This window comes from Curtobacterium uvaldense (genome assembly GCF_028307415.1).
In the GTDB taxonomy this organism is placed as follows: domain Bacteria; phylum Actinomycetota; class Actinomycetes; order Actinomycetales; family Microbacteriaceae; genus Curtobacterium.
In genome coordinates, this window is the sequence record NZ_JAQMHU010000031.1 from 1 (window position 1) to 13,263 (window position 13,263).

The window sequence follows — 13,263 nt, forward strand, 5'->3', positions numbered from 1 at the left end:
CAACCGTCTCGACCCGGGTCGATCCCTGTCGATCGCGGTGTTCGGCGCCGACCCCGAGCAGACCGGCATCGTGGTCGGCCGCGGCGACGGCGCGCTCGTGGCGGCGGCGGCACCGCTGCGACAACGCGTGGTCGGCCGCGGCACGACTCGCTCGAGAACAACCGGAAGCACCTCGCGCCACGGAGATCCGTGGCGCGAGGTGCTTCTCGTTGTGCCGCAGCCTCGTCGCCGCGCGCGGTACCCCGTGCGGATCGAACCACGGATCCGACATCGAACCAGCCGATGGTGCTGGTTCGATGTCGGATCCGTGGTTCGTCCCGTGCGAGAACGAGCGGGCACGTGCGCGGGCACCGCACCGGCACGAGCGGGCATGGGCACCGCACGGGCACGGGCGCCGCACGGGCACGGGCTCAGGCACGGGCACGGGCACGGGCACGGGCACGGCGGCAGCGCCGCGGCGTCCGGGTGCGGCCTGGAGGCGCGTCCCGCCTCAGCGCTCCTCGCCGCGACGGGCGATGGTGCGGACCATGACCTCGAGCGCGTAGTGCGCGTCGCGAGAGCCGCCCTTCACCGCCGTGTCCGCCGCCGCGATGCTCGTGATCGCGTTCGCCAACCCGGCCTCGCTCCACCCGGCGACGTCGCGCTGCGCGCGCTGCACCTGCCACGGCGCCATGCCGAGTGCGGACGCCGCCTGGCCGCTCGGCCCGCGGAAGGCGCTGACCTTGGCCATCGTGCGGATCTTGCTCGCGAACGCCGCGACGATCGGCACCGGCGCCTCCCCCGTCGCGAGGGCGTGCCGCAGCTCGACGATCGCCGGAGCCGAGCGTCCTGCGAGCGCGATGTCCGCGACCTTGAACGCGTTGGTCTCGACGCGACCGCCGTAGTACTTGTCGACGGTGCGGTCGGTGATCTCCTCGGCCTCGTCGGCCAGCAGCTGTCGGCACGCCGCCGCGAGCTCCGCGAGGTCGTCGGAGAACGCCGCGACGAGCGTGCGGACTGCCGAGGGCGCGATCTTCCGCCGGGCGGCCCGGAACTCGGCGTTGACGAAGTCGATCTTGTCGGTGTCGCGCTTGAGCTCGTCGCACTGGACCTCGACGCCGCCGCCGACCCCGCTGCGGATGGTGTCGAGCAGCTTCTTGCCGCGCATGCCCCCACCGTGTCGCAGGACCAGCGTGACGTCGTCAGCGGGCGCCTGCAGGTAGGAGATCGTCTCGGTGATGAAGGCGTCGGTGCACTTCTCGACGTTCGTCACCCGCACGAGCCGCGGTTCGCCGAAGAGCGACGGGCTCGCGAGCGTCGCCAGGAGGCCGGGGGCGTACTGGTCTGCCTCGAGGTCGTGCACCTCGAGCGCCGGGTCCTCGCCGACGAGCAGGTCACGGAGGACGCTGCTCGCCCGCTCCGCCAGGAACTGCTCGGGACCGGTGACCAGCACGACGGGCGCCGGCCGGACACCGGACCACGGCACCTGGTCGATCTTCGCGGCGGCGCGCGTGGGCTTCTTGGCGGGCATGCGTTCCTTCCGTCGGCTCCGGAGCGAGCTGGTCGGGGCCTGTTCCGATCCTACGGGCCGCCACAGACGGACCTCCCGCCGGACGGACCCCCGTCGTCGTGGCCGGCGCCGTCCGCTCGGTCCAGACCTGCAACGACCCGTCGGCCGATCGCGAGACCACGACGGTGCCCTGCTCGTCGGTGCGGAACGCGGTCGTCCCCGCGGCGCGGAGGGCGTCGAGCGCCGACGCCGTCGGGTGCCCGTAGGTGTTGTCGGCGCCGACGCCGATGAGTCCGATCGGCGCCGCGAGCTGTCGGTACAACGCCGGGTCCTGGTCGGCCGATCCGTGGTGGGCGACCTTGACGACGTCCGGGTGCGCCTCGACCAACGGTCGGAGCCGGCGCTGGGCCTGTTCCCCGAGGTCGCCGAGGAACACCCCGGACGCACAGGTCGGGCAGGGTCCGTCGGCGGTGGTCTCGAGGACGACACTCGCGTCGTTGCCCGATGCTGACGATCCCGCGCGCGGCCACACCACCCGCCAGCGCAACGCGCCGAGGGTGCCCGACGTGCCGTCGTCCGCGGTCCGGACCTCGGCCCCGGCCCGCTCGAGCGTCCCGACGATCCGCTCGTCCTCGGGCCGTCCGACGGGACCGACGAGCGCCCTCGCCACCCGGTCCGCCACCGCCCCGACCGCGCCGACGTGGTCACGGTCGAAGTGGGTCAGCACGAGCAGGTCGACCCGGTCGACACCGACCAGGTCGAGGCACCGCAGCAGCAGTTCCTCGTCGTCCCCGGTGTCGACGAGGGCGACCGGACCGGCGCCGTCGCGCACCAGGACGGCGTCACCCTGCCCGACGTCGCACGCCACCACCGACCAGTCCCCCGGCACGGTCGAGCGCACCACGAGCCGCGGGACGGCCACGAGTCCGAGTCCGATCGCGACGACGGTCCCCGCCGCGACCAGCGCCCACGTCCGTCGCGGAGGATCCACGAGGACGGCACCGGCGACCGCCAGGCTGACCAGCCCCGCCGTCGCGGCTCCGACCGGTCCGGCGGGCCAGTCGAGCGTCGCCGCCGGCAGTGCGGCCGCCCCGTGCGCGACGGCACCGATGACCGCCGCGGGAGCCCAGGCCACGTGCGCGACGACCGCGGCGCCCCAGGGCCAGACGGGAGCGAGCACGCACGCGGCGAGCCCGCCGACGGTGACGACGGGCGAGAGGGGCTCCGTCAGCATGTTCGCCGGGACCGCGTAGGTCGGGAGGGTCGGGGCGAGCACGACCGTCACGGGCCAGCAGGCGAGCTGTGCGGCGACGGGGATCGCGACCGCCGCAGCGAGGGGCTGCCACCACCGCCGCGCGAGCAGGGCGGTCAGGCGCGGTGCCAGCACGATGATGCCGCCGGTGGCCAGGACCGACAGCGCGAACGCGGGCGCCCGGGCGTACCAGGGGTCCACCACGAGCATGCCGAGGACGGTGAGCGCCAGGAGCGGCACCCCGCGGAGCGGTCGGCCCGACAGACGGACCGCCAGGACCACCACCGCCATCACCGCGGCACGCACGATCGACGGGTCCGGTCGCACGAGCACCACGAAGGCCACCAGGAACCCGACGGCCGCGACCGCCCGGAGGACCCGAGGGAGCCCGAGCGCCCGGCACCCGGCAACGACGAGCGCGACGACGACGGCGCAGTTCGAGCCGGAGACCGCCGTGAGGTGGGTCAGCGCGGTCGTCTCCATCGCGGACTCCGTCGCCGGGTCGAGTCCGCTGCGGTCCCCGATCGCCAGCCCGCGCAGCAGCGCGCCGCCGGGTTCGGGCAGGTCGCGCGTCACCGCCGTGAAGTCCTGCCGCACGCGCTCCGACGCTGCCAGCAGACCGGTCGGCGGCAGGTTCGTCGGACGTCCGCGCAGGAACACCACCGCCGCGGTCGGTGCGCCGCCGTCGTCGGTCTGCACCGTCGCCCGGGCGTGCAGCACTGCTCCGGCCGACGCACGGAGACGCCCGGCCGGGACCACGCGCACGGGGACCTCGAGCCCGCCCACGTCACCGATCGACCGCAGCGTGCCCGTGGTCGACCGATCGGAGGCGGCGAGGTCCCGGGTCAGCACGACCTCGACGGCCACGGTCCGTCCGGCACGGTCGGCGAGCGCCTGCGGCGACCGCGCCGCCGCGCCCACACCGACCGCCACCGCGACGAGCAGGCAGCACGCTGCCGCGACGAGCACGCCGCCCAGCACGCCACCCGGCACGCCACCCGGCACGCCGCCCAGCAGACCACCGCGACCGCCGGACAGCGCTGCACGCCCACGCCGGCCCCGCACCACGAGCGCCAGGACGACCACGGTGCCGGCGGTCGCCGCGATCGTCGCGCACCACCATGCGAGCCCCGGCGCCCCGACGAGCAGTGCCGCCTCGACCCACGCGACGGCCACCGGTCCCGCCAGGCGCAGGTCGACGAGGCTCGGCTGCACGTCCACGACTCAGACCCGGACCCGGTCCCGCAGCTCGGCGAGGCGGGTGTCGCCGATGCCGCTGACCTCGAGCAGGTCGTCCACCGACGTGAACCCGCCGTGCTCCTCGCGCCACGCCAGGATGCGGGCAGCCAGTGCCGGGCCGATGCCGGGCAGGGTCTCGAGTGTCGGCTGGTCGGCGGTGTTGAGGTCGACGACAGCCGCGCCCGTGTCGTCCGCGCCGCCGGCACCACCCCCGACGGCGGCACTCCCGCCCCCGGCACCCGGCGCGTCCGGCCGGAGCGCCTCGGGCACCTCGGTCTCCCCGACCCGCGGCACGTACAGGCGTTCTCCGTCCACCACCGGACGGGCGAGGTTGAGCCGGGCGAGGTCGGCGTCGGCCGTGGCTCCCCCCGCTCACTGCAGCGCGCCGTCCACGCGGGTCCCGGCGGGGACCTCGACGACCCCGGCCCGGACCACCGCGCCGAGCACGTACACGGTGACCGCCGCGGCACTCGCCGATCCCGAGCGCGATCCGGACCCGGGAGCGCCGCCCGTGGCGTCCGTGCTCGGACCCGGATACGGTCGGCCGGGCGCCGTCGAGGGCGCGCTCGTCACCGTCACCCCGGCCGTCGATCGCGTCCCGAGGGTCCCGATCGCGACCACCACGAGCGCGAGCCCGACCACCACGGCGGCCAGCACCACGGCCGCCCGGGGCGAGAGCGCGAACCGGGACGCCCACGACCCGTCGGCACCGGGTCCTCCAGGAGACGAAGCAGTCATGCCCGGCACGGTAGGTCCCACCACGGGGACGACGACGGCCCGGCGGCCCCTCCTGTGGAGGGACCGGCCGGGCCGGTCAGGTGGGGAGGACTCCGGGAGCCGTCAGCCCTTGATCGCGATGTTCACGAGCTTCGGCGCCCGCACGATGACCTTGACGATCTCGCGGTCACCGATGTACCGCTGCACGTTCGCCGAGGCCCGCGCGAGCTGCTCGAGCTCGTCCGCCTCGATCGACTTCGACACCTCGAACGAGTCGCGCACCTTGCCGTTGACCTGCACGACCGCGGTGAGCGTCTCCTGCACGAGCAGCGTCGGGTCCGCCTTCCGCCAGCCGTACGTGGCGACCGTGGCCTCGTAGCCCAGCTTCTCCCACATCTCCTCACCGGTGTACGGGGCGAAGACGGCGAGGGCGAGGGCGATCGTCTCGACGGCCTCGCGCACGGCGGGGTCACCGGCGCCGGGGCCGCTGTCGATCGCCTTGCGGGTGACGTTCACCAGGTCCATCAGTCGCGCGATCACGACGTTGAACTTGAAGGCCTCCATCATCCCCGGCGCGTCGGCCAGGAAGCGGTGCGTCACCTGGCGCAGGGCACGGTCGCCGTCGGCCCAGACGGCGTCCGGTGCCGAGGTGACGTCGAGCGCCAGGCGGTAGGCGCGGGCGAGGAAGCGTGCCGACGCCGACGGCGACACGTCCTCCCAGTTGATGTCGTCCTCCGGCGGCCCGGCGAAGCCCATCACGAGGCGGATCGCGTCGACGCCGTTCGCGTCGAGCTCGTCGCCGAGCGAGACGCCGCCCTTCGACTTCGACATCTTCGAGCCGCCGGAGAGCACCATGCCCTGGTTGAGCAGCGCCGAGAACGGCTCGGTGAAGTCGAGGTAGCCGAGGTCGAACAGGACCTTCGTGACGAAGCGCGCGTAGAGCAGGTGCAGGATCGCGTGCTCGATGCCACCGATGTACTGGTCGACCGGCGCCCACTTCCGAGCGGCCTCGGGGTCGAACGCCTGCGTGTCGTCCTGGGCCGACAGGAAGCGCAGGAAGTACCACGACGAGTCGACGAAGGTGTCCATCGTGTCCGTGTCGCGGAGCGCCGGGGTGCCGTCCACCGGGTTCGGCACGTTCACCCAGTCGGTCGCTCCGCCGAGCGGCGAGGTGCCCTTCGGCTTGAGGTCGAGGCCCTCGGTCGACGGCAGGCGCACCGGCAGCTGGTCCATCGGGACCGGGTGCTCGGTGCCGTCGGCGCCGTGGATGATCGGGATCGGGGTGCCCCAGAAGCGCTGACGGGAGATGAGCCAGTCGCGCAGGCGGTAGGTCTTCGCAGTCCGACCCGTCCCGCGCTCCTCGAGCAGGGAGATCGCCGCGGTGATGGCGTGCTGCTTCGACATGCCGTCGAGCGGCCCGGAGTTGATCATCCGGCCCTGGCCGGTGAGCGCCTCGCCGGTCGAGACGGGGTCGAGCGCGGGCAGGTCCTCGAGCGTCGCGCCCTCGGGGATGACCGGGATGGCACCGGTGACGGGCTGGTTCGTGTCGACGACGACCTTGACGGGCAGGTCGAAGGCCCGGGCGAAGTCGAGGTCGCGCTGGTCGTGCGCCGGGACCGCCATCACGGCGCCGTGGCCGTAGTCGGCGAGCACGTAGTCGGCGGCCCAGATCGGCAGGCGCTCCCCCGTGAGCGGGTGGATCGCGGAGCGGCCGAGCGGCACGCCGGTCTTCGGCCGGTCGGCGTTCTGCCGGTCGATCTCCGAGGTCTTCTGCGTCGCGGTCAGGTACGCGTCGAAGTCGGCACGCACGTCGTCAGGGGCGGCGGAGACCAGCGACGCCGCCAGGTCCGAGTCCGGCGCCACGACGAGGAACGTCACCCCGTGGATGGTGTCCGGACGTGTGGTGAACACGGTGACGGGCTCGTCGTGCCCCTCGATGACGAAGTCGACGTCGGCGCCGACCGAACGGCCGATCCAGTTGCGCTGCTGCGCGATCACCTTCGCCGGCCAGCGACCCTCGAGCTGGTTGAGGTCGTCGAGCAGCCGGTCCGCGTACTTCGTGATCGCGAAGTACCACTGCGTCAGCTTCTTCTTGACGACGACGGCGCCGGAACGGTCCGAGGTGCCGTCGGGCAGCACCTGCTCGTTCGCGAGCACGGTCTGGTCCACCGGGTCCCAGTTGACCCAGCTGTCCTTCCGGTAGGCCAGGCCCTTCTCGTACATCTTGAGGAACAGCCACTGGTTCCACTTGTAGTACTCGGGGTCCGACGTGTGGATCTCCGTCGTCCAGTCGAACGACGGCGCGTAGCGCTTGAACGAGGCCTTCTGCTGCTCGATGTTCGCGTAGGTCCACTGCGCCGGGTCGACCCCGCGCTTGATCGCCGCGTTCTCGGCGGGCAGGCCGAAGGAGTCCCAGCCGATGGGGTGCAGGACGTTGAAGCCCTGCTGCCGCCAGTAGCGGGCCACGAAGTCGCCGAGTGCCCAGTTCTCGGCGTGCCCCATGTGCAGGTCGCCGGACGGGTACGGGAACATCTCGAGGATGTACTTGCGCGGGCGCGAGTCGTCGAGGTCGGTCGTGAAGAGGCCGAGCTCCTCCCAGCGGGGCTGCCACTTCTCCTGGATGCGGCGGAAGTCGTAGGCGTCGGGATCGACGGCTGCGGGTCCGGCGGGGTGCTCGGTTGCGTTCGCAGTGGAGTGCTCGGTGGTCACGATCACCAAGGGTACAAGGCCTGGAGGCCCGCCCCGGTCCCGCCGACGCATCCTCCGTCCGGCAGGCGGTCACCCCTCGGCGAGGCGCCCGTCACGCATCCGCAGGGTCCTGTCCACCAGGTCGGCCGGGACCGGCACGTGGGACACGACCAGCACGGTGCGTCCGGCCCGCCGCGCCGCACCGACGAGGTCGCGGAGCACCGCGTCGCCGAGGTCGGGGTCGACGTCCGCGGTCGGCTCGTCGAGCACCAGCACCGGGAACGCGTGCAGCAGCGCCCGGGCGAGCGCGAGGCGGTGCGCCTGCCCGCCGGAGAGCAGCCCGCCGCGCTCCCCCACCGGGGCGTCGAGCCCACCGCGCCCCGCGACCCACGGGCCGAGCCCGACCCGGTCGAGCACGTCGCTGAGCTCGGCGTCCGTCGCGGTGTCCCGCGCGAAGAGCAGGTTCTGCCGCACCGACTGGTCGAACATGAACGGGTCCTGCTCCACGAGCCCGACCCGTGCGCGCACCGCGTCCGGGTGCATCGACCGCGTCCCGACCCCGTCGAGCGTGTACGACCCCTCGTGGTCGACGAACCGCACCAGGGCGTCCACGAGGGTGGACTTCCCGGCACCGCTCGGCCCCTCGAGCACGACGACCTCACCCGGGTGCAGGTCGAACGACACCCGGTCCACCGCGGGCGCCGACGCGCCGGGCCACCGCACGGTCAGGTCCCGCACCGCCACCCGCACCGGCCCGTCGACGACGAGGTCCGACGGGTCGGCCGGCACGTCGGGCTCCGGCACGATGCCGGCCGGGAGCTCCGCGGGGACGACCTCCTCGACCCGTTCCGCGGCGGCGCGGACCCGGCGCAGCGTCAGGACGGCGAGCGGGACCCCGCCGACGACCTCGAAGAGTGCGAGCGGCACGAAGACGGCGAGCGCCCAGAGCGGTCCGTCCAGCGCGCCCGAGACGACCGCGGGAGCACCGACCGCGAGCACCCCGACGACGGCGCCGCCACCGACCAGGCCGACGAGGGCCCCGACGAGCGACTCGACGGTCGCACGACGCCGGACGGCGCGGGTCACGCGGGCGTCGAGCGCGGCGATGCCGGCCAGGCGGTCGGGCAGCGTGCCGTACGCGGCGAACACGTCGAGGGTCCGGACGGTGTCGAGCACCAGGTCCGCGACCCGTCCGCGTTCGGCCGCCGTCTCGCGGTCCGATCGCCGCGCGACGGACAGGGTCGTGACCGTCCCGAGCAGCGCGGCGACGGCGAGGGCGACGACGAGCACCACCGCCGCGGGCCACCAGACCACCGCGACCGCGACGACGGAGAGCAGGGCGACGACCCCGGCCGACACGAGCGGGCCGACGACGCGGATCGGCAGGTCCTGCAGCCGGTCGGTGTCCGTGACGAGCCGGGTGAGCAGGTCACCGCGCCCGGTCGCCCCGAGCCCGGCCGGGGCGACCGAGGCGAGCCGTCGGTACATCTCGGTCCGGACGACGGCGAGCTGCCGGAACGACGCGTCGTGCCCGGCGAGCCGGTCGACGTAGCGCAGCGCGGCCCGGCCGAGGGCGAACGCACGCACCCCGACCATGACGAGCGTCAGGTAGAGGATCGGCGGCTGCTCGGCCGCGCGGGTGATGAGGTAGCCGCTCGCCGCCAGGAGCGCCACCGCACAGACCGCACTGAGCGTGCCGGCGGCGACCGCCTTCGCCCAGCCGGCCCCGTGCGGGAGCGCCAGCCGCAGGACGGGGGTGGGACGGGCCTCCCGGCTCACGAGCGTGCCTCCTGTCGGTGCGTCACGGTCACCGCTCCGCCGGTGCGGAGGTCGACGCGGACGTCGGCGGCGGCCAGCACGGCGGGGCGGTGGCTCGCCACGACGACGACCGCGCCGTCGGCGGCGAGCGACCGGACGACGTCGACGACGATCTGCTCCGCGTCGGCGTCGAGGGCCGACGTCGGCTCGTCGAGCAGGACGAGCGGGGTGCGGGCGCGACGCGCCCGGTACAGGGCCCGGGCGACCGCGACGCGCTGCGCCTGACCGCCCGACAGACCGGCTCCCCCGGGTCCGACCGGGAGGCTCGGCTCGACACCCAGCCCCGCCTCGCCCAGGGCGCGGCGCACGTCGTGGTCGTCGGGTCGCGTGTGCAGGGCGACGTTCTCGGCGACCGTGCCGCGCACCAGGCGCGGACGCTGGTCACCCCACGTCGTGCGGTCGGCGCGGGTGGCGTCGGCCGGGCCGGGCACCGTCACCGTGCCGTCGTGGGCGAGGACACCCCGGATCGCCGCGATGAGACTGGACTTGCCGGACCCGCTGGGCCCGGCGAGGCCGACGACGGTGCCGGGCGCGACGCGCAGGTCGAACGGTCCGACGACGACGTCGGGGCGACGGACCACCACGCCCTCGAGCACCAGGTCGGTGGCCGCGGCGGCCGGGGTGCCGGGCGCAGGTGCGCTGGTCGACGTGTCGCGTCCCCGGTCGTCGAGGACGTCGAGCACGGCGCCGGACGCCTCGACGCCGTCCTGGGCGGCGTGGAAGTCGGCACCGACCTGGCGGAGGGGTGCGAACGCCTCCGGGGCGAGCACCAGGACGAACATCGCGGCGCCGAGGCCGAGCGAGCCGTCGACGAGTCGGACGCCGATCGACACCGCGACGAGGGCGACGGACAGGCTCGCGGCGAGTTCGAGGGCGAAGCCGCTGACGAAGGACAGACGCAGGACGCCGATGGTGCCGCGGCGGTACTCGTCGGTGACGGTGCCGATGCGGTCGACCTGGCGGCGGGCACGTCCGAAGACCTTGAGGGTGGCGAGGCCCTCGACCGCCTCGGTGAAGGCGCCGCCGAGGCGGGTGAGCGCGTCGGCCTGCCGCCGCTGCAGCGCCTGGGTCGCCAGACCTATGAGCACCATGAACACGGGGATCACCGGCATCGCGAGCACGATGACGACCGCGCTCGTCAGGTCACCGAGCCCGATCGCGACGAGGAGCACCGGGGTCGCGACCGCCGTGAGCGCGAGCTGCGGGACGTACCGCCCGAAGTAGGCGTCGAGGGCGTCGAGCCCGGGGCCGAGCGCGGTGGCGAAGCCGGCGCTCGACCGGGCGGCGAGCCAGGACGGTCCGCGCTCGGCCGCCCGGGAGAGGACGGTCGCACGGAGCTCGCTCTTCACCGTCGCCCCGGCCCGCGCCGCCAGGTCGTCAGTCGACCACGCGGCGACGGCACGGACGACGAACGCACCGGCCAGCAGCGCCAGCGTCGGGACGAACGTCTCCGGGAGCCGGCCGTCGCGCACCGCGTCGACGCCGAGCGAGACGGCCGCCGCGATCCCCCACGCGACACCGATCGTCGCGAGTGTGCGGACCAGGCCCGTTCCCGCGGACGCGACGACGGACCAGCGCGCGGCACGCGACAGGCGCAGCAGACGAGGATCGAGCGGCTTCACCGGGAGCCCCTAGTGCGCGGCCTGGTCGATGTGGGCCCGCGAGACGCGCTTGCGGAACACCCAGTAGGTCCAGGCCTGGTAGGCCAGCACGAGCGGGACGAAGATCAGCGCGACCCAGCTCATCACCGTCAGCGTGTACTGCCCGCTCGACGCGTTGACCACGGTCAGGCTGTTCGCCGGGTCGTTCGACGCCGGCATGACGTCGGGGAAGATCGCGGTGAACATCGCCAGGACCACGGCGGCGATCGTGACCGCCATCAGCGTGAACGCCCGCCCCTCCTTGCCCCACGCGGTGCAGAGCACGGCGAGCACGAGCGCGAGTGCCGCGACGACTGAGAGCACCAGGGACGCCGGCGTCGCCCGCACGAACGCCATCGCCACCAGGAACGCGGCACCGACGACGATCGTCAGCACGCCCGCCCGGGTCGCCAGGCGCTTCGCCCGCACGCGGATCTCACCCTCGGTCTTCAGTGCGACGAACACGACGCCGTGCGTGAAGAACACCATCAGGGTCGCGAGGCCGGTCAGCAGCGCGAACGGGTTGAGCAGGTCGAGGAACGTGCCCGTGAAGTTGTGCCCGGCGTCCATCGGGATCCCGCGGACGACGTTGCCGAACGCGACGCCCCAGAGGAACGACGGCACGGCGCTGCCGATGATGATCATGAGGTCGAAGCGACGCTTCCACTCCGGGTGCTTCCGCTGGTGCCGGTACTCGAACGAGACCCCGCGGGCGATGAGCGCCACGAGGATGAGCAGCAGGGCGAGGTAGAAGCCGGAGAACATCGTCGCGTACCACTCCGGGAACGCCGCGAACAGGCAGGCCCCGGCGACGATGACCCAGGTCTCGTTGAGGTCCCACACCGGGCCGATCGTGTTGATGAGCACACGGCGGTCGGTGTCGTCCTTGCCGAGGAACGGCAGGGACATCCCGACACCGAAGTCGAACCCGTCGAGGACGAAGTACCCGACGAAGAACAGTCCGACGATCGCGAACCACAGGACTGGCAGATCCATCTCAGTACACCGTCACTTCGTGCTCGACCTCGCCGGTGACCTCGTCGACCTTCGCAGGGGCGGCGGGGCCCTCCTGCGCGACCTTCTTGATGAGCCGGAACTCGACGACCGCGAGCGCGCCGTAGATCAGCGTGAACACGACCAGGGAGATGAGGACCTCGACCCCGGTGACGTTCGGCGAGACGCCGTCCGCCGTGCGGAGCAGACCGAACACGAGCCACGGCTGGCGGCCCATCTCGGTGAAGACCCAGCCCATGATCATCGCGGCCATCGGCAGCGGGACCGACCAGGTGGCGATGCGCCAGACCCAGCGCTGCGTCGGGAACCGGCCCTTGCGGGTCAGCCACAGGCCGACGACCGACACGAGCACCGCCCCGACACCGAGGGCGATCATCCAGCGGAACGACCAGTAGGTCACCCAGATGATCGGCTTGTAGTCGCCGGGGCCGTACACCTGCGTGTACTGCGCCTGCAGGTCGTTGATGCCCTCGACCGTGCCGGTGAAGGTGTGCGTCGACAGGAACGAGAGCAGGTACGGGATGCGGATCGAGAACAGTTCGTGCACACCGTCCGGAGTGCCGAGCGTGAAGATCGAGAACGAGGCGTCCTTGCCCGTCGAGGTGTTGTAGAGCGCCTCGGCCGCGGCCATCTTCATCGGCTGGGTGTCGACCATCGTGAGCCCGAGCTGGTCGCCGGACAGCACGGTCAGCGCGCCGGACGCCAGCATCGTCCACATGCCGAACTTGAGCGCCGGCATCATCGTCTCGAGGTTCTGGTTGCGTGCGAGGTGCCACGCCGCGACCGCGATGATCACCGAGGCGGCGACCATGAAGGCCCCGAAGAGCGTGTGCGGGAAGGCGGCCAGCGCGACCTTGTTGGTCAGGACGGCCCAGATGTCGGTGAGCTCGGCGCGGCCCTTCGCCTCGTTGATCGCGAAGCCGACGGGGTGCTGCATGAAGGCGTTCGCCGCCAGGATGAAGTACGCCGACATCATCGTGCCGACGCTGACGCACCAGATGCTCGCCAGGTGCAGCGCCCGCGGCAGGCGGTCCCACCCGAAGATCCAGATGCCGATGAACGCCGCCTCGAAGAAGAACGCGAGGATGCCCTCGAGCGCGAGCGGGGCACCGAAGACGTCGCCCACGAACCGCGAGTAGTTCGACCAGTTCATGCCGAACTGGAACTCCTGGACGATTCCGGTGACGACGCCCATCGCGAAGTTGATGAGGAAGATGCGCCCGAAGAAACGGGTCAGCTGGAGGTAGTGAGCGCGCCCGGTCCGCACCCACGCCGACTGGAAGACGGCGACGACGAGCGCCATGCCGATCGTCAGCGGGACGAAGAGGAAGTGGTAGATCGTCGTCAGACCGAACTGCCACCGCGACAGGATCAGGGGATCGAGGATGTCGTTCATGCGGCGTGTC

The 13,263-nt window shown here is 73.0% G+C and carries 9 protein-coding genes; all 9 read right to left on the bottom strand.

Features of this window, described 5'->3' with window-relative positions; all coding sequences use genetic code 11:
- Positions 1-490 precede the first annotated feature (490 nt).
- Entirely contained in the window at positions 491-1,465 is a 975-nt protein-coding gene (gene holA, locus PIJ49_RS14430) for a DNA polymerase III subunit delta (protein WP_235426614.1), read from the bottom strand.
- Positions 1,374-3,962: a ComEC/Rec2 family competence protein gene (locus PIJ49_RS14435; protein ID WP_271826910.1), complete on the bottom strand. Its 2,589-nt coding sequence runs from the start codon at positions 3,960-3,962 to the stop codon at positions 1,374-1,376. The genes holA and PIJ49_RS14435 overlap by 92 nt, the downstream gene beginning before the upstream one ends.
- Positions 3,963-3,965: 3 nt before the next feature.
- On the bottom strand, positions 3,966-4,295 hold the full coding sequence (locus PIJ49_RS14440; protein WP_271826911.1) for a ComEA family DNA-binding protein: 330 nt from the start codon (positions 4,293-4,295) through the stop codon (positions 3,966-3,968).
- Between the two features lie 57 nt (positions 4,296-4,352).
- Complete coding sequence (locus PIJ49_RS14445) at positions 4,353-4,718, bottom strand: hypothetical protein (protein ID WP_271826912.1); 366 nt, start codon at positions 4,716-4,718, stop codon at positions 4,353-4,355.
- Between the two features lie 102 nt (positions 4,719-4,820).
- Complete coding sequence (gene leuS, locus PIJ49_RS14450) at positions 4,821-7,412, bottom strand: leucine--tRNA ligase (protein WP_442874647.1); 2,592 nt, start codon at positions 7,410-7,412, stop codon at positions 4,821-4,823.
- Positions 7,413-7,475: 63 nt separating this feature from the next.
- Entirely contained in the window at positions 7,476-9,164 is a 1,689-nt protein-coding gene (gene cydC, locus PIJ49_RS14455; protein WP_271826914.1) for a thiol reductant ABC exporter subunit CydC, read from the bottom strand.
- Positions 9,161-10,825, bottom strand: coding sequence for a thiol reductant ABC exporter subunit CydD (gene cydD, locus PIJ49_RS14460; RefSeq protein WP_271826915.1), 1,665 nt, complete (start codon positions 10,823-10,825; stop codon positions 9,161-9,163). The genes cydC and cydD overlap by 4 nt, the downstream gene beginning before the upstream one ends.
- Positions 10,826-10,834: 9 nt before the next feature.
- Positions 10,835-11,839 carry a cytochrome d ubiquinol oxidase subunit II gene (cydB, locus tag PIJ49_RS14465; RefSeq protein ID WP_251154945.1) on the bottom strand — a complete coding sequence of 335 codons (1,005 nt, stop codon included), beginning with the start codon at positions 11,837-11,839 and terminating at the stop codon, positions 10,835-10,837.
- 1 nt (position 11,840) lies between these two features.
- Positions 11,841-13,253, bottom strand: coding sequence for a cytochrome ubiquinol oxidase subunit I (locus PIJ49_RS14470; RefSeq protein ID WP_209683048.1), 1,413 nt, complete (start codon positions 13,251-13,253; stop codon positions 11,841-11,843).
- Positions 13,254-13,263: the final 10 nt, after the last annotated feature.

Coding starts and splice junctions, on each gene's coding strand:
- PIJ49_RS14445 (WP_271826912.1), bottom strand. CDS start 4,718: ATGACTGCTTCGTCTCCTGGAGGACCCGGTGCCGACGGGTCGTGGGCG.
- cydB (WP_251154945.1), bottom strand. CDS start 11,839: ATGGATCTGCCAGTCCTGTGGTTCGCGATCGTCGGACTGTTCTTCGTC.
- PIJ49_RS14470 (WP_209683048.1), bottom strand. CDS start 13,253: ATGAACGACATCCTCGATCCCCTGATCCTGTCGCGGTGGCAGTTCGGT.